The following is a 17917-nucleotide window of genomic DNA, read 5'->3' on the forward strand; positions in this document are numbered from 1 at the left end:
CGCCATGACCACCACCGCGTCGCCGCGTCCCGACCTCGCCGCGTTCGTCGCGGGGCTGCCCAAGGCCGAGCTCCACGTGCACCACGTGGGGTCGGCCTCCCCGCGCGTCGTCGCCGAGCTCGCGGCGCGTCATCCGGGCAGCAGCGTGCCGCGCGACCCCGACGAGCTGGCGCGCTTCTTCAGATTCACCGACTTCGCCCACTTCGTCGACCTCTACCTCGCGACGGTCGACCTCCTGCGGACCGCCGAGGACGTGCGGATGCTCACCTACGAGGTGGCCCGCGACCTCGCCGCCCAGCAGGTCAGGTACGCCGAGCTGACGATGACGCCGTACACCTCCGTCGTCCGCGGGATCCCCATCGAGGCCTACACCGAGGCCATCGAGGACGCCCGCACCGCCGCCGAGCGCGACCACGGTGTCGTCCTCCGGTGGGTCTACGACATCCCCGGCGAGGCGGGGCTGGAGTCGGCGGACGCGACGCTGTCGTACGCCCTCGACCACCGGCCCGAGGCGCTCGTCGGGTTCGGCCTCGGCGGTCCCGAGATCGGGGTCCCCCGACCGCAGTTCGCACCGCACTTCACGGCGGCCCGCGCCGCCGGCCTGCACTCGGTCCCCCACTCGGGCGAGTCGACCGGCCCGCAGTCGGTCTGGGACGCCCTCACCCTGCTCGGTGCCGAGAGGATCGGCCACGGCACGTCCTCCGTGCAGGACCCGCGACTCCTCGACCACCTCGCCGAGCACCGGATCCCGCTCGAGGTCTGCCCGACGAGCAACGTCGCCACGCGGGTCGTCGAGCGGATCGAGGACCACCCCATCCGGGCGATGGTCGACGCCGGCGTCGTCGTCACCGTCAACAGCGACGACCCGCCGATGTTCGGCACGACGTTGAACCGCGAGTACGAGGTCGCCGCCGCGCTCCTCGACCTCGACGAGGCCGGGGTCGCCGACCTCGCCGTCGCGGCGGTCGACGCCTCCTTCGCGCCCGACGCCGTCAGGCGGGCGCTGCGCGAGGAGATCGCCGCCCACGTGGAGGTCAGCGCAGCATCGAGGTGACCCGGACGGCGCCCACGCCGAACGCGGCGTCGGCCCAGTCCTGGAGCGTGCCGTCGTCGTGGACGACGTCGACGAGGACGGGCCCCGTATCGCCCTCCCGCAGGCTCGTGAGCAGGCCGGGCAGGAGCCGGACGCCGGTCTCGACGTCGGCCCACTCGTCGGCGGTCAGCTCGGGCGGCGCCATCGGGCGCGGTGAGGGAGGGGCGACGGTGTCGTACAGGGCGAGGGAGACGCTCGTGGTCACGGTCATCGTCAGGCCGTCGAAGGTCCCGGTCACCGCGTAGGTCCCCCACCGGACGGCGGTGCCGGTCCCGGCGGGCGACTCCTCCTGGATGCCGGCCTTCGCCCAGTCCCACCGGGCGAGCGGCACGCCCTCGCACTGCGGCGGGAAGGACTCGCGCACGGGGCCGAGGCACAGCTCGGGCCCCTTCTCGGGGACCTCGATGACGGTCCCGACGCCAGTCACCGGACCGGTGGCCGGGGGAACGGTCGTGGGCGGGGCCGGCGCGCTGCTCGAGGACGGGGCCGCGCCACCTCCGCCGGGCGTGGTGGCCGACCCGCAGGCGGCGAGGGTGACGGCGACGAGGCCGGTGACGACGGTGGCAATGGTGACCCGGATCACGCTCATGGGGCTGCGACGCCGGAACCGCTGGGCCGGTTCCGCGGGGTGGCGCGACGGTAGGCGCTCACGGTGGGATCGCCGTCGAGCCAGAACCGCCACGGGAAGGCCGTGCCGTCGCCGCCGGCCCCGCTGACCCCGACGCGCGGACCGGTGCGGACCCGGGACGGGTCGGCCGGGACCACCGGGCCCTCCACCCGACCGCCGGACCGCGCCCCGACGAGCGAGAGCCCGTTGTGCTCCCGTCCGAGCCCGAGGGTCGTGGCCAGCCGCGCCGGCCCCCGGGCCAGGTCGCGCTCGCGCACGCCGGGCCGGCGAGCCGCGGCGAGGTCGTGGCCGGCGACGACCTCGCCGCCGCGCAGGAGGACGGCCGAGGCCGCACCCTCGTGACCGGTGACGACGTTGGCGCACCAGTGCATGCCGTAGGTGAAGTACACGTAGAGGCGGCCGGCCGGGCCGAACATCACCTCGGTGCGCGGGGACCGCCCGCGGAACGCGTGCGAGCCGGGATCGGCGGCGCCCGCGTAGGCCTCGACCTCGGTGAGCCGCACGGTGACCCCGGCATGGGTGACCCGGCAGCCGAGGAGGTCGCGGGCGACGTCGAGGACGTCACGCGCGAAGAAGGCGGCCGGGAGGGTGGTGGTCACGCGACCAGTCTCCCGTGTGGCGCGGACCTCAGCGGACGGTCGGCTGGACCTCGCACCAGGCCCGGTGGTCGGCGGCGGTCGTGACGACCCGCTCGAGCTGCTCGGCGACGCGGGCGGGTGCCGTGCCGCCGCGCGCGGACCGGGAGGCGAGGGAGCCCTCGACCGAGAGGACGTCGCGCACGCCCGGCGTCAGGTGCTCGCTGATGCGCCAGAGGTCGTCGTCGCTGAGATCCCACAGCTCGATGCCGCGCTCCTCGCACGCCCGCACGCACGCTCCGGCCACCTCGTGCGCCACCCGGAACGGCACCCCCTCGCGAACCAGCCACTCGGCGACGTCGGTCGCGAGCGAGAACCCCTGGGGGGCCAGCGACTCGAGACGCTCGGTGTCGAACACGAGGGTCGCCACCATCCCGGAGAACGCCGGGAGGAGGACCTCGAGGGTGTCGACGGCGTCGAACACCGGCTCCTTGTCCTCCTGGAGGTCGCGGTTGTACGCGAGCGGGAGGGCCTTGAGCGTCGTGAGGAGGCCCGCGAGGTCGCCGACGAGACGCCCGGCCTTGCCCCGGGCGAGCTCGGCGACGTCGGGGTTCTTCTTCTGCGGCATGATGCTCGACCCCGTGGAGTACGCGTCGTCGAGGGTGATGAAGGAGAACTCCTTCGTGGCCCAGAGGACGACCTCCTCGGCGAGGCGCGAGACGTCGACCGCCGTCATGGCGGCGACGAACGAGAACTCGGCGACGACGTCACGCGCGGCCGTGCCGTCGATGGAGTTCTCGACCGAGGAGTCGAAGCCGAGGTCGGCGGCGACGGCCTCGGGGTCCAGGCCGAGCGACGAGCCGGCCAGCGCACCCGAGCCGTAGGGAGACACCGCCGCGCGGGTGTCCCAGTCGCGCAGGCGGTCGACGTCGCGCAGCAGCGCCCAGGCGTGGGCGAGCAGGTGGTGCGAGAGCAGGACCGGCTGGGCGTGCTGGAGGTGGGTGCGGCCCGGCATCGCGACCCCGAGGTGCAGCGTCGACTGGGCGACGAGGGCGTCGACGACGTCGAGGACGAGCCCACCGACGACGCGGGCGTGCTCGCGCAGGTACATCCGGAACAGGGTGGCGATCTGGTCGTTGCGCGAGCGACCGGCGCGCAGGCGGCCCCCGACGTCGGCGCCGGCGCGCTCGATGAGGCCGCGCTCGAGGGCGGTGTGGACGTCCTCGTCGGACTCCGCGGGGAGGAAGGCGCCCGACTCCACGTCGGCCCGCAGGCGCTCGAGGGCGTCGAGCATCGCGTCGAGGGTGGCGTCGTCGAGCAGGCCGGCCTGGTGCAGGACCCGGGCGTGGGCGCGTGACCCCGCGATGTCGTGGAGCGCCAGGCGCCAGTCGAAGTGGGTCGACTTCGACAGCGCGGCCAGCGCGTCGGCCGGTCCGCCGGCGAACCGGCCACCCCAGAGGGCGGCCGAGGCGGTGGCCGCGTCGGGCTGGGTCACGAGGGGTCCCTCCGGGTGTAGGTCATGAGGCGGTCGACGACCTCACGGCTGCGGGCGGCGCCCTGCGTCACGACCATGATGGTGTCGTCGCCGGCGATCGTCCCGAGCACCCCCTCCATCGAGGCGTGGTCGAGCGCGGAGGCGAGGAAGCTGGCGGCGCCGGGAGGCGTCCTCAGGATGACGAGGTTGGCCGAGTGGTCGGCGGTCACGAGCAGCTCGTGGCAGCGGGACTGCAGGCGCGTCACCCGCTCCTCGGTGTCGGTGGCGGGGCGCACCGTGCGGTCGCCGCCCTCCCCCGGCACGGCGTAGACGAGGTTCTTGCCGACGCGGACCCGCTCGGCCCCGACGTCGACGAGGTCGCGCGACAGCGTCGCCTGGGTGACCTCGATCCCGTCGGCGGCGAGGTGGTCGAGGAGCTCGGTCTGCGAGCGGACGGCCGTCGCGGCGAGGATCTCGACGATCCGTTGCTGGCGCCCGGCGCGGCTGGTGGAGACGGTCATCCCTGCTCCTTCGGGTCGGCGGGGCCACTGCTCTGCTCGACGAGCCAGGACAGGAGCGCCTTCTGCGCGTGCAGCCGGTTCTCGGCCTCCTGCCACACGAGCGAGCGCGGCCCGTCGAGGACCTCGGCGTCGACCTCGTACCCGCGGTACGCCGGGAGGCAGTGGAGGAAGACCGCGCCCGCTCCGGCGTGGCCCATGAGCGTCTCGTCGACCCGGTACTTCTCGAACGGCCCTCCGACGCCCTTGCGCTCGTCGGACTCGCCCTCCTGGCCCATCGAGACCCACGTGTCGGTGGCGACGACGTCGGCACCCCGCACGGCGGCGACGGGGTCGTCGGTGACGAGGACCGAGCCACCCTCCTCCGCGGCGACGGCCTGCGCGCGGGCGACGACGTCGGCGTCCGGGAGGTGGCTGGACGGGGTCCCGACCCGGACGTGCATCCCGGCGAGCGCGCAGCCGAGGAGGTAGCTGTGCGCCATGTTGTTGGCGCCGTCACCGACGTAGGCGAAGGTGCGGCCTGCGGTGTGGCCCAGCGCTTCCCGCACGGTGAGGAGGTCGGCGAGGACCTGGCACGGGTGGTAGAGGTCGGTGAGCGCGTTGACGACGGGGACCCCGGCGAACCGCGCCATCTCCTCGAGGTGGGCCTGCTCGAAGGTGCGCCACACGACCGCCGCCGACTGCGGCCCGAGGACGCGCGCGACGTCGGCCACCGACTCCCGGGTGCCCACGCCCGCCAGCCGTCCGTCGACGACCATCGGGAAGCCCCCGAGTCCCGCGACGGCACCGACGAAGGACACCTGGGTGCGCAGAGTGGGCTTGTCGAAGAGGATCGCCACGGTGCGCGGCCCCTCCAGGCAGCGGTCGGAGAACGGCGCCGCCTTCAGCGCCAGGGCCCGGTCGAGGACGGCCGACTGCTCGGCGGCCGAGAGGTCGTCGTCGGCGAGGAAGTGGCGGGTCGTCATCGGGCGTCCTCGGTCTCGGAGGTGGCGGCGTCGAGCAGTCCCGGGAGGGCCTCGACGAACAGGTCGAGCTCGTCGGTGGTGATGACGAGCGGTGGGGCGAGGCGGATCGCGTTCGGCGCCACCGGGTTGACGATGAAGCCGGCGTCGCGCGCGTGGGCGACGACGGCCGCCGACCAGTCACCGGCGAGGACGACCGCGCGCAGCAGCCCCGCGCCGCGGGTGCCGACGACCCGGTCGTCGCCGAGGGCCGCCACGCGGGCGACGAGGTGCTCCCCGGCCTCGCGGGCGTGCTCGAGCAGTCCTTCCGACGCGATGGTGTCGAGGACGGCGAGCCCGGCCGCGCAGGCCAGCGGGTTCCCGCCGAACGTCGAGCCGTGCATGCCGGGGGTGAGCATCCCGCTGACCTCTGGGCCGAAGGTGACGAGTGCTCCGATCGGCACCCCGCCGCCCAGGCCCTTGGCGAGGGTGATCGCGTCGGGGACGATCCCGGCCTGCTGGTACGCGAACCACGTCCCCGTGCGGCCGACCCCGGTCTGGATCTCGTCGAGGACGAGGAGGGCCCCGGCCTCACGGGTGATCTCGCGCGCGGCCCGGAGGTAGCCCTCGGGGGCGGCGAGGACGCCACCCTCCCCCTGGACGGGCTCGAGGACGACGGCACCGGTGCCCGCGTCGACCGCGGCGCGCAGGGCGTCGACGTCGCCCCACGGCACGTGGCTCACCCCGGGCAGGAGCGGCTCGAAGGGCTCGCGGTAGGCCTTCTTGTGGGTGAGCGCGAGGGCACCGGTGCTGCGGCCGTGGAAGGCTCCCTCGGCGGCGACGATGCCCGTGCGGCCGGTCCGGCGGGCGAGCTTGACCGCCGCCTCGATCGCCTCGGTCCCGCTGTTGCAGAAGAAGACCGCGCTGCCCTCCGGCGCCCCGGCGAGGGCGAGCAGCCGCTCGGCGAGCTCGACCTGCGGGATCGAGGTGAAGAAGTTCGAGACGTGGACGAGCTGCCCGGCCTGCTTGGAGACGGCCGAGACGAGGGCCGCGTGGTTGTGGCCGAGGGCGTTGACCGCGATGCCACCGACGAGGTCGAGGTAGCGCCTGCCGTCGACGTCCCACACCCAGGCGCCGTCGCCGTGCTCGAGGACGAGCTGCGGGCGGCCGAAGAGGTTGAGCAGCGAGCCCTCGTATCGGTCGAGCCACGGGGCGGTGGCGGGTCCGGGGTCGCTCATCGCGCGCCTCCCTCGTCGGGGGTGTCCACGCCGGGGGTGTCCTCGTCGGGAAGGACCATGGTGCCGATCCCCTCGGAGGTGAAGACCTCGAGCAGGATGCTGTGCGGCTGTCGGCCGTCGACGACGTGGGCCTGCGGGACGCCCGCCTCCACGGCCCGGATGCAGGCCTCGAGCTTGGGGATCATCCCCGCGTCGACGGTGGCGAGCAGCCGGCGGGCGGCCGACACGCGCAGCTCGGAGAGCAGCGAGGACCGGTCGGGCCAGGCGGCGTACACGCCCTCGACGTCGGTGAGGACGACGAGCTTGCGCGCGCCGAGGGCCGCGGCCAGGGCCGCGGCGGCGGTGTCGGCGTTGACGTTGAGCACCTGGCCCTCGGTGTCGAGGTCGGGGGCGATCGTCGAGACGACGGGGATGCGTCCGGCGTCGAGGAGGTCGAGGACCGCGGCGGGGTCGACCTCGACGACGTCGCCGACGAGGCCGATGTCGTGCTCCTCGCCGTCGACGACGACCCCGCGACGCCGGGCGCCGAACAGGCCGGCGTCCTCGCCGGAGAGGCCCACCGCGACCGGGCCGTGCTGGTTGAGCAGTCCGACGAGCTCGCGGCCCACCTGACCGGTGAGCACCATCCGCACGACGTCCATGACCTCGGGGGTCGTGACCCGCAGGCCGCCCTTGAACTCGCTGGCGAGGCCGAGCCGGTCGAGCATGTGCTTGATCTGGGGGCCGCCCCCGTGGACGACGACGGGTCGCAGGCCCGCGAACCGCAGGAAGGCGATGTCCTGGGCGAACGCGGCCTTGAGGGCGTCGTCGACCATCGCGTTGCCGCCGTACTTGACGACGACGAGGGCACCCCGGAAGTGCTCGAGCCAGGGCAGCGCCTCGACGAGGGTGCTCGCCTTGCCCTGGGCGACCCGCAGCGCCGCGGCGTCGATCGCGCCGCGAAGGGACTGCTCGGGGGGTGTCATCGGGTGCTCGTCCTCAGGTGGAGTAGGCGGAGTTCTCGTGGACGTAGTCGTGCGTGAGGTCGTTGGTCCAGACGGTGGCGGTCGTGTCGCCCGCGTGGAGGTCGACGACGACGCGGACCTCGCGGCCGGACAGGTCGACGAGCGAGCGGTCCTCGCCCACGCCTCCCGCCCGGCAGACCTCGACGCCGTTCATCGACACGTCGAGGGCCGTGGGGTCGAAGGCGGCGGCCGTGGTGCCCACGGCGGCGAGGACGCGGCCCCAGTTCGGGTCGTTGCCGAACACGGCGCACTTGAAGAGGGCGTTGCGGGCGACCGCGCGCGCGACCTCGAGGGCGTCGTCGAGGCTCGCGGCGTTGACGACCTCGACGGCGATGTCGTGGTGGGCCCCCTCGGCGTCGGCGACGAGCTGGCGCGCCAGGCTCGCGCAGACGTCGGTGACGGCGGCGCGGAGGTCGTCGGCGCCGACCTCCACGCCAGAGGCCCCGGACGCGAGGAGGACGACGGTGTCGTTGGTCGACATGCAGCCGTCGGAGTCGACCCGGTCGAACGTCACGGAGGTGGCGCCGCGCAGCACCCCGTCGAGCACGTCGGGGTCGACGACCGCGTCGGTGGTGACGACGACGAGCATCGTCGCGAGGGCGGGCGCGAGCATCCCGGCGCCCTTGGCCATGCCGCCGACCGACCAGCCGTCGCGCTGGGCCGTGGCGACCTTCGCGACGGTGTCGGTCGTCATGATCGCCTCGGCGGCCGCGGGGCCACCGTCGGGTGCGAGGGCGGCAGCGGCGGCGTCGACGCCGGCCAGGAGGCGCTCCATCGGGAGCCGTTCGCCGATGAGGCCGGTGGAGCAGACGACGACGTCCCCGGCGGAGGCCCCGAGGAGGCCGGCGACGTGCTCGGCCGTGGCGTGGGTGTCCTGGAACCCGGGGGCACCGGTGCAGGCGTTGGCCCCGCCGCTGTTGAGGACGACGACCGTGGCCTCGCCGTCGGCGACGACCTGGCGCGACCAGGTGACCGGCGCGGCCTCGACCCGGTTGCTCGTGAAGACGGCCGCGGCGTGCCGGTCGGGGCCGTCGTTGACGACGAGCGCGAGGTCGGGGCGGCCCGAGGACTTGAGCCCGGCCGTGACACCGGCGGCGCGGAAGCCGCGCGGGGTGGTGACGGACATCAGCGGGTGCCTCCGGTCAGCGAGGTGGGGGTGACGAACATCCCGGCGCGGCGCCACGCCTCGGTCGCGGCGGCGGCGTCGTCGGCCGGCACGAGCACCCAGTCGGTGTCGAACGTCGAGAAGCCGAGGACGGAGATGTCGGCGTCGACGAGGGGACCGAGGATCTCGGCGAAGACGCCGACGGCGCCGAACGCCAACGGGCCGGCGACCTCGACGACCTTGAACGGCCCCTCGGTGCGCGAGCCGGCGGGGACGGCCGCCGCGAGGCAGACGATGGAGGTCTCGTCGGGGGTGCGGGTGAGCGACGAGAACGGGCCCGCGGTCCAGTCGAACTGCGGCTCCTCGCCGCCCGCGAGGCGGACGATCGCGACGTCCTCGGGGTGCTCCATGAGGTGGCGCGGGATGGCGGTCACGGCGCCACTCCCGCGACGGGGAGACCGGTGGTCTCGGGGAGGCCGAGGGCGAGGTTGAGGCACTGGACCGCCGCGCCCGCGGTCCCCTTGGTGAGGTTGTCGACGGCGGCCACGACGACGACGCGACCGACGCGCTCGTCGAGGACGACCTGGAGGTGGACGCTGTTGCTCCCGAGGACGCTCCCGGTGCTGGGCCAGCGACCCTCGGGGAGCAGGTGGACGAAGGGCTCGTCGGCGTAGGCGCTGCGCCACGCCTCACGGACGGCCGCGGCGTCGGTGCCGGGGGCGACCTTGGCGGTGCACGTCGCGAGGATGCCGCGCGGCATCGGGGCGAGGGTCGGGGTGAACGAGACGGTGACGTCGCCGGCGCCCGTCGCCGTGAGGTTCTGCTCGATCTCGGGGGTGTGCCGGTGGACGCCGCCCACCCCGTAGGGCGACATCGCGCCCATCACCTCGGCGCCGAGCAGGTGGGCCTTGAGGGACCTGCCCGCGCCCGAGGTGCCCGAGGCCGCGACGACGGTGATGTCGTCGGGGAGGACGACGCCGGCGACGAGGCCGGGAGCGAGGGCGAGGGAGACGGCGGTCGGGTAGCAGCCGGGGACGGCGATCCGGCGGGCGCCGTCGAGGGCCGCGCGCTGCGGGCCTTCAGCCGTGGGGAGCTCGGGCATCCCGTAGGGCCACGAGCCCGCGTGGGGGGTGTCGTAGTACGTCGTCCACGCCTCGGCGTCGCGCAGCCGGAAGTCCGCGCCGCAGTCGACGACCACGACGTCGTCGCCGAGCTGCTCGGCCAGCGCCGCGGAGTGCCCGTGCGGGAGGGCCAGGACGATGGCGTCGTGGCCGGCCAGGACCTCGGCCGTCGTGTCCTCGAGGACCCGGTCGGCGAGCGGGGTCAGGTGCGGCTGGACCGCGCCCAGCGGCTGGCCCGCGTTCGAGGACGCCGTGAGCGCGCCGACCTCGAGCCCCGGGTGCTGGAGGAGGAGGCGCACGACCTCTCCCCCGGCGTACCCACTCGCTCCGGCGACCGCGACCCTCAGCATGTGCATGATCATACAGAGTTTCGCACGTTCATGCACCGACGCCCGATCCACGGACGACAACAGCCGTGCCGCGACTCAGGGGTGGAGGGGGTCGTCGGGGTCGGGGAGGTCGAGGACGAGGGTGCGCTCGGTGGGGCCGAGGCCGGCCGCGGCGCGGGCCCGCAGGGTGGCCGCCGTGTCGGCGCCGGCTCGGACGAACCGCCCCGACCACACGTCGAGGTCGCCCGACGCGAGCGCCAGGACGAGGTCGGCCACGTCGGCCGGGTCGGTCCACTCGGTGCGCCCGGCGTGGAGCTCCATCCCCTCGGTCATGTCGGTCCGCACGATCCCGGGCATGAGGTCGAAGGCGCGGACGCCGTGCTCCCACCCCGCGAGGTGCGTGGCCCCGGTCAGCCGCGCCAGGGCGGTCTTCGCCACGTGGTACGCGCTCATCGAGCGGGAGGGTCGCTGGGCGACCCCGCTGTTGACGTTGACGACCCGCCCTCCCCCGGCCGCGACCATGTGCGGCACGACGGCCCGCGTCACGAGGTACGGACCGAGGACGTCGACCTCGACGCAGCGCCACCAGTCGTCGGGGTCGGACTCGAGGAGGTCGACCTCGGCGTCGACGACACCGGCGTTGTTGACGAGGAGGTCGATCCGGCCCTGCCGCTCCACGACCTCAGCGACCCACGCCTCGACCGCCGCGCGCTCGGTGACCGGCGCGACGGCGGTCGAGCCCCGCTCGACGACCCAGCCGGCGTCCTCGAGCGCCATCGCGACGTGCCGGCCGATGCCGCGCGAGGCACCGGTGACCACGGCGACCGGGTGGCCCCCGCGGCCCTCCTCGACGTCGGGCTCGGGCGCGACGTCACCCTCGTCGTCGACGGGGACGTCGGCGGGCTGGCTCACGGGCGCCGCCTCACGTCCGCTGCACCGCACCCACGGCGTCACCGGCGGCTCGCGCCGCGGCGTCGCGCAGGGTGCTGACCTCGTCGGTCGTCAGCGTCCGGTCGGGCGCCCGGAAGGTGAGCCGGTACGCGAGCGACTTGCGCCCCTCGCCGACCTGGTCGCCGCGGTAGACGTCGAACAGGGCGACCGACTCGAGGGTCTCCCCCGCTCCGGAGCGCAGGGCCGCCTCGACCCTCGCAGCGGGCACGGCCTCGTCGACGACGAGCGCGACGTCGCTCTGCGCCATGGGGAAGGCGACGAGGGTGCGCGCCTGCACCGTCGCCTCGGCGGCGGCGGTGAGGACGTCGAGGTCGAGCTCCCCACCGACGGTGCGCGCGGGCAGCCCGAGGGCGGCGACGACCTTGGGGTGCAGCTCGCCGACGTGCCCGACCAGCGTGCCGTCGGCCAGCGACACCGCGGCACAGCGCCCCGGGTGGAACGGCGCCTCGCCGGAGGCGACGGTCACGACCTCGACGGCCAGCGCCTCACCGAGGACGCGCACGACCTCGAGGACGTCGCTGACGTCGGCGGCGCGGCCCTCGCCCCACCAGCCGGCCCGGTCGCGGTCCCCCGCGAGGAGGAAGGCGACGTGGCGCGGCTGCCGCGGGACGGCGGCGCGGATGGCGGCGAGCACCTCGGGCGAGGGCAGCACGCCGACGTCCTCGGTGGGAGCGGAGCGCTGCTCACCCTCGAGGTCGACGACGAGGCCGAGCTCGAAGATCCCGACGTCCCTCGTGCCTCGGGCGACGTTGCGCCGCAGCGCGTCGACCATCGTCGCGAGGAGGCGGGTGCGCATGAGCGGCGCCTCGTCGGAGAGGGGGTTGGCCAGGCGGACCGACCGGGCGACCTCGGCGTCGGGGTCGAGCCCCAGCGCCTCGTAGCGGTCGGCCCCGACGAACGGGGCGCTCCAGATCTCGGAGAGACCCTGTCCCGCAAGGGTGGTGGCGACGGTGCGCCGGACCCGCTGCGCGTGCGTCAGGCCGGCGCCCCCCGGGGGCGACGGGACGATCGAGGGGATGCGCTCGTACCCGTGGATGCGCGCGACCTCCTCGACGAGGTCCTCGGCTGTCGTGAGGTCCGGCCGCCAGGTCGGCGGGGTGACGACGACCGTGTCGCCCTCACGGGTGACGCCGGCGCCGATCGCCTCGAGGATGGAGGTGACCTCGTTGGGCCCGTAGTGGACCCCGACGACGCGTGAGGGGAACGAGAGCGGCATCGTCACCGGCTCGGGTGCGGCCGGGGAGCCGACGTCGGTGACGTCGGGGTCGGCGACGCCGCCACCGTGCTCGACGAGGAGCTCGACGGCGAGCTGCGCAGCCGCGGCCGCCAGAGCGGGGTCGACCCCGCGCTCGAAGCGGCGCGACGCCTCGGACGGCAGCTTGTGGCGCCGGGCCGAGCGGGCGACCGACACCGGCTCGAAGTGAGCGGCCTCGATGAGGACGTCGCGCGTCGCGCTGCCGACCTCGGTCTCGGCCCCGCCCATGACCCCGGCGATGGCGACGGGGCGCTCGCCCCCGCGGTCGGTGATGAGCAGGTCGCCGGTGTCGAGGGCGCGGTCGGCGTCGTCGAGGGTGGTGATCCGCTCGCCGCTCCGGGCCCGCCGCACGACGATTGGCGCCTCGAGGGTGGCGAGGTCGAACGCGTGGAGCGGCTGGCCGAGGCCGAGCATGACGTAGTTGGTGACGTCGACCGGGAGCGAGATGGGCCGCATGCCCGCCTCGGTGAGCCGCGTCGCCATCCACCGAGGAGTCGGTGCCGAGACGTCGAGGCCGCGCACGACCCGGGCGACGTAGCGGTCGCAGCCGGGCCGCTCCCGGATCGGCGACTCGTCGGCGAGGACGACCTCGAACCCGCCGTCGGTGGGCTCGGGCGCCGTCGCCGCGAGCGCGAGCGCGGGGTCGGTGAACGCGGCACCGGTGGCGTGCGAGTACTCACGGGCCACGCCGCGCACCGAGAAGCAGTACCCGCGGTCGGGCGTGACGTTGACCTCGACGGTCTCGCGGTCCAGGCCCAGGAGCGGGAGGGCGTCGGTGCCGGGGACGAGCGACGCCAGCAGCTCGTCGTCGCCGGCGAACCTCCGGGTCAGGACGAGGATGCCGTCGTGGTCGTCGCCGATGCCGAGCTCCCGCTCGGAGCAGATCATGCCGGCCGACACGTGCCCGTACGTCCTGCGCGCCGACACCTCGAGCGGTCCCTGGGGTGTGGTGAGGACGCCGCCGGGGAGGATGACGACGACGAGGTCGCCGGGCTCGAAGTTGTGCGCCCCGCAGACGATGCCCTGGGGCTCGCCGGTGCCGTTGGCGTCGCCGACGTCGACGGTGCACCAGTTGATCGTCCTGCCGTTCTTCTGCGGCTCGGGCTCGCGGGTGAGCACCCGGCCCACGACGAGCGGACCGGTGACTCCACCGGTGTGCAGCCCCTCCTCCTCGAGGCCGACGGCGACGAGGGAGGCCGCGATGGCCTCACCGGTCGCGTCCTCCGGCACCGCGACGTACTCGCGCAGCCAGTCGACGGGAACCCGCATCAGATCTCCATCCCGAACTGCGCGTCGAAGCGCACGTCTCCCTCGATCATGTCGCGCATGTCGCTGACCCCGGTGCGGAACATCAGGGCACGGTCGATGCCCATGCCGAACGCGAACCCGGTGTAGCGGTCGGGGTCGACGCCGCACGCGGTGAGCACGTTGCGGTTGACCATCCCGCAGCCGCCCCACTCGATCCAGCCGGTCCCCTTGCAGGTCCGGCAGTCGGGGTCCTCGCCGCGGCAGACGAAGCAGCGCAGGTCCATCTCGGCGCTCGGCTCGGTGAAGGGGAAGAACGAGGGACGAAGTCGCGTGGTGATGCCGTCGCCGAACAGCTCGGTGGCGAGCCGGTCGAGGGTGCCCTTGAGGTGCGCCATCGTGATGCCCTCGTCGACCGCGAGGCCCTCGACCTGGTGGAACGCGGGCATGTGGGTGGCGTCGAGCTCGTCGGTGCGGAAGACCCGACCGATGGCCGCGACGTAGACGGGGACGCCCCGCTCGAGGAGGGTGCGCGCCTGGACCGGCGAGGTGTGGGTGCGCAGGACGAGTCCGCCCTCGGGCGGGTCGACGTAGAAGGTGTCCTGCATCTGCCGGGCCGGGTGGTCGGCGTCGAAGTTGAGGGCGTCGAAGTTGAACCACTCCGCCTCGATCTCCGGACCCTCGGCGATCTCCCAGCCCATGCCGACGAAGAGGTCGGCGATGCGCTGACTCATCAGCTCGATGGGGTGGCGCCGGCCGAGCGGGCGCCGGCCCGTGGGCAGGGTGACGTCGAGCGCCTCCTCGGTGAGGATGCGCTCGTCGCGCTCGGCCTCGAGCTCGGCCTGGCGCGCGGAGAGCGCCTGGGCCACGCGGCCGCGGGCCTGCCCGACGCGCTTGCCGGCCTCGGCCTTGGCGCTCGGGGGCAGCGCCCCGATCTCGCGGTTCGCGAGCGCCAGGGCGCTGCGGTCGCCCTGGTGGGCGGTGCGCACGGCCTTGAGCTCGTCGAGGGAGGTCGCGGCGGCAGCGGCCGCGAGGGCCTCGTCGACGGCGGCGTCGATCGCGGCCGGGTCGAGCGCGGCGACCTCGACGGGGTCGTAGCTGGTGTTGGGTCCTGACATGGTGTCCACTTCACGAGGGGTCGGGCGCGCCCGAGTCTAGGTGGGCGCGACGCAGGGGGTCGGACGAGGCTCGGCCCCCGGGCGCGGTGGACGGCGCTGCCGTCGAGGCGGGTCCGCGTCAGTGCGCGCGGAGCTCCGGGCCCGAGGGCCCGGTAAATCGACGCACGCCTGGTGTCACACCCGGGAGCGTAGCGGCGCGGCCACGAACGGTCACGTCGGTATCACCGGCGCCGAGGAGGAGCGCTCGCTGCGCCCGCGACGCGCGACCGCCGAGGCGCCGATGCCGAGGACGGCGACGACGAGCCCCACGGCGGCCACGGCGGTGAACCCCGCACCCGCACCCGCCCGGTCGATCGCGAGGCCGGCCACCGGCGCGCCCGTGGCTCCGCCGGCGGTCATGAACGAGCCGTGCCAGCCCATCGCCTCCCCCCGCACGGAGGCCGGCACGACGCGGCTGGCCTGGTCGATCGTCGCCGTGATCGTCGGGGCGCAGAGGAGCCCGGCCACGAAGGCGAGGAGGGACAGGCTCACGGTGGTGTGCGCCAGTGCCATCGGGGCGGTCACCACCGCGAGCCCGGCGAGGAGCCAGAAGGCGGAGATCGGCCGGTGCAGCGCCCCGTACGCGAGCCCGCCGACGAGGGAGCCGAGACCCCACAGGGCGAGGACCACCCCGATCTGGCCCGGTGTCCCCGCCTCGCGCATCACCGCGACGACCGCGATGTCGGTGCCCGACAGCACGACGACCGAGGCGCCCGCCCCGAGGCACACGGCGAGGAAGGACAGCCCGAACCACGAGCGCCACGGCACCGGCGGCGCACCGGCCTGCTCCTCCCCCGCCTTTCGCATCGGCGGGTCGACGAGGTAGACGAGGACGCCGCCGAGGACCCCGAGCATCTGGGTCGCGAAGAGCACCCAGGCCGTGTCCCACACCGCCGCGGCCCACACGGCCAGGGCCGGCAGGACCATGAACGACAGCTCGAGGGCCGCGGCGTCGAGGGCGATGGCGCTGCGCCGGTCGTCGTCCGGGACGGCGGCGATGACGGCCTGCCGGATGATCGAGAAGGTCGGGATGACGAACAGGCCGGCGACGACGGCGAGGACGAGCAGCGGCAGGTAGCCGACGAAGGGCGCGATGCTCCAGCAGACGAGCGCGATGCCGAGCGAGGGCAGCACGACCCGGCGCAGGCCGAGCCGGTCGAGCAGCCGACCGCGCCACGGACCCGAGACGGCGATGGCGACGGTCGCCGCGGCGGACAGGAGGCCCGCCTCGGCGTAGGTGCGGCCGAGCGAGGTGACGACGTGGACGGTGAGCAGGATCCCGCTGGCGAAGATCGGGCCGCGCACGAGGGCCCCGAGGACGAGCGCGGTGCGCAGCGGCCGGTTGGTCAGGGCACGGCGGTAGGGCGCGAGGTCGACGGCGGGCACCGGTCGGCTCACTCGTGGTCGGGGAACGTGGCACGCATCAGCGCACCGCCGCTCGGCGACTCCTCCGCACGGACCGTGCCGCCGTGCGCCTCGACGAGGCCGCGGACGAGGTAGAGCCCCAGGCCCGTCCCGTGCTTGGTCCCCGCCTGCCAGAAGCGGGAGAACACGAGCTCGCGGTGCTCCGGACGGATCCCCTCTCCGTCGTCGGACACCAGGAGGTCGACGGCGGGTTCGCCGTCGTGGACGGTGCGCTCGGCCTGGATCGTCACGGTCCCCTTGCCGTGGCGCACGGCGTTCTCGACGAGGTTGGCGACGACCTGCTCGAGCCGGTCGGGGTCGGCCCACAGGATGTCGACGTCGTCGGCGACCTCGATGACGAACTGGCTGCGCTCGCCGCCGGCGGCCACCCGACGCTCCACCTGCGCCTCGAGGCGCGGTCGCAGGTCGAGCGGCTGCGCGTGCACGGTGAGCCGCCCGACGTTGATGCGCGCCGTGTCGAGGAGCTCGGTGATGAGGCGGGTCACCCGGTCGGCGTCGGCCTCGATCGTCTCGAGCATGAGGCGCTTCTGGTCGTCGGTGAAGCGGTCCCAGTTGCGCAGCAGGGTGCTCGAGAAGCCCTTGACGCCGGTCAGCGGTGAGCGCAGCTCGTGGGCGACGGCGGTGAGGAGGGCGGCGCTCTCCTGCTCGGCGCGCCGCCGCGCCTCCGCGTCGCGCAGGCCGATGACGACGGCGCGCACCGGCTCGCCGCGGCCACCGCGCACGTACTTCGCCGTGACGAGGACCTCGCGGCCGGTCGGCAGCATGAGGAGCCGCTCGCGGTGCCCGGTGCGGGTCTGCAGTCCCTGCCACGGGTTGGCGAGCTCCCACCAGGAGCCACCCTCGAGGTCCTGGAGCGGCAGCGCCTCGCGCAGGTCGCGACCGAGGACGTCGTCGGCGTCGAGGCCGGTGATCTGTTCGGCCCGGCCGTTCATGAACCGGACCTCGGCCTCGGGTCCGATGGCCGCCACGAGGCCGTCGGGGATGAACTCGAGGCCGTGGGCGGCCAGGTCGTCGGGAACCCTGAACCGAGGCGCCATGGGGCGCACGCTACTCGCCGCAGCGCCCGTCCTCGCGTCGGCCCGCCGACGCATACATGCAGATGGTGGCCGCCATCGCGAGGTTGAGCGACTCCGCGAGGCCGTGGATCGGGACCCGGACGACGTCGTCGCACGCCGCGCGCACGTCGTCCTCGAGGCCCCATGCCTCGTTGCCCATGACCCAGCAGTGCGGGACGGCCAGGTCTGCGCCGGGGAGCAGCGTCGTCCCCGAGCCGTCGGCGGCGTAGGTGCGCACCCCGGCCTCGCGCAGGCGGGCCAGGGTCGCGGCGACGTCGAGGCCGGTGACGACCGGGAGGTGGAAGAGCGACCCGGCCGTCGAGCGCACCACCTTGGGCGCGTGGACGTCGACCGACGCCTCGCTGACGAGGACGGCGTCGGCCCCGGCGGCGTCGGCCCCACGGATGACGGTGCCGGCGTTGCCGGGGTCGCGGACGTGGGTGAGCAGGACGAGGAGGCGGGGCCCGGCGGCGAGGACGTCGTCGAGGGTGGGTGCCGGTGCGTCGACGACGGCGAGCACCCCCTGGGGGGTGTCGGTCCCGGCCATGGCGGCGAGGACCTCCGGGGTCACCTCGTGGACCCACCGGTCGGCGGCGCGCGCGGGGCCGACGATGTCGTCGGCGTACCGCGCCATCGCCTCGGGGGTGAGGTAGACGTCGCGGACCAGCGGCGCCGCGTGGCGCACCGCCTCGCGCACCCCTTGGGGTCCCTCGACGGCGAAGCGGCCGGTGCGCGTACGCACCGACCGCTTCGACAGCGCCGCGACGGACCGCACCCGGTCGGACCGGGGGTTGTCCATCAGG

Annotated in this window: 17 protein-coding genes; 1 reads left to right on the plus strand and 16 read right to left on the minus strand. The window is 74.7% G+C overall.

What is annotated here, in order from left to right; genetic code table 11:
• The first annotated feature begins 4 nt into the window (after nt 1-4).
• A complete protein-coding gene (locus ACFWN3_RS02305) occupies nt 5-1054 on the plus strand; it encodes an adenosine deaminase (protein WP_377643019.1) in 1050 nt (349 codons plus the stop codon).
• Here ACFWN3_RS02305 and ACFWN3_RS02310 read toward each other — a convergent pair.
• The 16 genes from ACFWN3_RS02310 to ACFWN3_RS02385 all read right to left on the minus strand — a co-directional run bounded on the left by ACFWN3_RS02310 (nt 1035) and on the right by ACFWN3_RS02385 (nt 17913).
• A complete protein-coding gene (locus tag ACFWN3_RS02310) occupies nt 1035-1682 on the minus strand; it encodes a hypothetical protein (protein ID WP_377643021.1) in 648 nt (215 codons plus the stop codon). The genes ACFWN3_RS02305 and ACFWN3_RS02310 overlap by 20 nt on opposite strands.
• A complete protein-coding gene (locus ACFWN3_RS02315; protein WP_377643024.1) occupies nt 1679-2320 on the minus strand; it encodes a DNA-3-methyladenine glycosylase in 642 nt (213 codons plus the stop codon). Before ACFWN3_RS02315 ends, ACFWN3_RS02310 begins: the two co-directional genes overlap by 4 nt.
• Before the next feature lie 28 nt (nt 2321-2348).
• The gene (argH, locus tag ACFWN3_RS02320) at nt 2349-3791 is read right to left on the minus strand and encodes an argininosuccinate lyase (protein WP_377643026.1); all 1443 of its coding nucleotides are present in this window, start codon (nt 3789-3791) and stop codon (nt 2349-2351) included.
• Nucleotides 3788-4291 (minus strand): arginine repressor, encoded by a 504-nt coding sequence (locus tag ACFWN3_RS02325; RefSeq protein WP_377643028.1) that lies wholly within the window; start codon nt 4289-4291, stop codon nt 3788-3790. The genes argH and ACFWN3_RS02325 overlap by 4 nt, the downstream gene beginning before the upstream one ends.
• Nucleotides 4288-5253, minus strand: a complete 966-nt coding sequence (argF, locus tag ACFWN3_RS02330) for an ornithine carbamoyltransferase (RefSeq protein ID WP_377643030.1) — start codon at nt 5251-5253, stop codon at nt 4288-4290. The genes ACFWN3_RS02325 and argF overlap by 4 nt, the downstream gene beginning before the upstream one ends.
• Complete coding sequence (locus tag ACFWN3_RS02335) at nt 5250-6467, minus strand: acetylornithine transaminase (protein WP_377643033.1); 1218 nt, start codon at nt 6465-6467, stop codon at nt 5250-5252. The genes argF and ACFWN3_RS02335 overlap by 4 nt, the downstream gene beginning before the upstream one ends.
• Nucleotides 6464-7432, minus strand: coding sequence for an acetylglutamate kinase (gene argB / locus ACFWN3_RS02340; protein ID WP_377643036.1), 969 nt, complete (start codon nt 7430-7432; stop codon nt 6464-6466). The genes ACFWN3_RS02335 and argB overlap by 4 nt, the downstream gene beginning before the upstream one ends.
• Nucleotides 7433-7445: 13 nt before the next feature.
• Complete coding sequence (argJ, locus tag ACFWN3_RS02345; protein WP_377643039.1) at nt 7446-8597, minus strand: bifunctional glutamate N-acetyltransferase/amino-acid acetyltransferase ArgJ; 1152 nt, start codon at nt 8595-8597, stop codon at nt 7446-7448.
• Nucleotides 8597-9010, minus strand: a complete 414-nt coding sequence (locus tag ACFWN3_RS02350; protein ID WP_377643040.1) for an ACT domain-containing protein — start codon at nt 9008-9010, stop codon at nt 8597-8599. Before ACFWN3_RS02350 ends, argJ begins: the two co-directional genes overlap by 1 nt.
• On the minus strand, nt 9007-10047 hold the full coding sequence (gene argC, locus ACFWN3_RS02355; RefSeq protein ID WP_377643043.1) for an N-acetyl-gamma-glutamyl-phosphate reductase: 1041 nt from the start codon (nt 10045-10047) through the stop codon (nt 9007-9009). Before argC ends, ACFWN3_RS02350 begins: the two co-directional genes overlap by 4 nt.
• Nucleotides 10048-10122: 75 nt before the next feature.
• A complete protein-coding gene (locus ACFWN3_RS02360) occupies nt 10123-10938 on the minus strand; it encodes an SDR family oxidoreductase (protein WP_377643047.1) in 816 nt (271 codons plus the stop codon).
• Between the two features lie 10 nt (nt 10939-10948).
• Complete coding sequence (gene pheT, locus ACFWN3_RS02365; protein ID WP_377643050.1) at nt 10949-13501, minus strand: phenylalanine--tRNA ligase subunit beta; 2553 nt, start codon at nt 13499-13501, stop codon at nt 10949-10951.
• Complete coding sequence (gene pheS, locus ACFWN3_RS02370) at nt 13501-14595, minus strand: phenylalanine--tRNA ligase subunit alpha (RefSeq protein WP_377643052.1); 1095 nt, start codon at nt 14593-14595, stop codon at nt 13501-13503. Before pheS ends, pheT begins: the two co-directional genes overlap by 1 nt.
• Before the next feature lie 210 nt (nt 14596-14805).
• The gene (locus ACFWN3_RS02375) at nt 14806-16020 is read right to left on the minus strand and encodes an MFS transporter (RefSeq protein ID WP_377643055.1); all 1215 of its coding nucleotides are present in this window, start codon (nt 16018-16020) and stop codon (nt 14806-14808) included.
• A gap of 8 nt (nt 16021-16028) precedes the next feature.
• A complete protein-coding gene (locus tag ACFWN3_RS02380) occupies nt 16029-17096 on the minus strand; it encodes an ATP-binding protein (RefSeq protein WP_377643057.1) in 1068 nt (355 codons plus the stop codon).
• A gap of 10 nt (nt 17097-17106) precedes the next feature.
• Nucleotides 17107-17913 carry a TrmH family RNA methyltransferase gene (locus tag ACFWN3_RS02385; RefSeq protein ID WP_377643059.1) on the minus strand — a complete coding sequence of 269 codons (807 nt, stop codon included), beginning with the start codon at nt 17911-17913 and terminating at the stop codon, nt 17107-17109.
• Nucleotides 17914-17917: the final 4 nt, after the last annotated feature.

Source organism: Oryzobacter terrae (genome assembly GCF_042756445.1).
GTDB classification, from domain to species: domain Bacteria; phylum Actinomycetota; class Actinomycetes; order Actinomycetales; family Dermatophilaceae; genus Oryzobacter; species Oryzobacter terrae.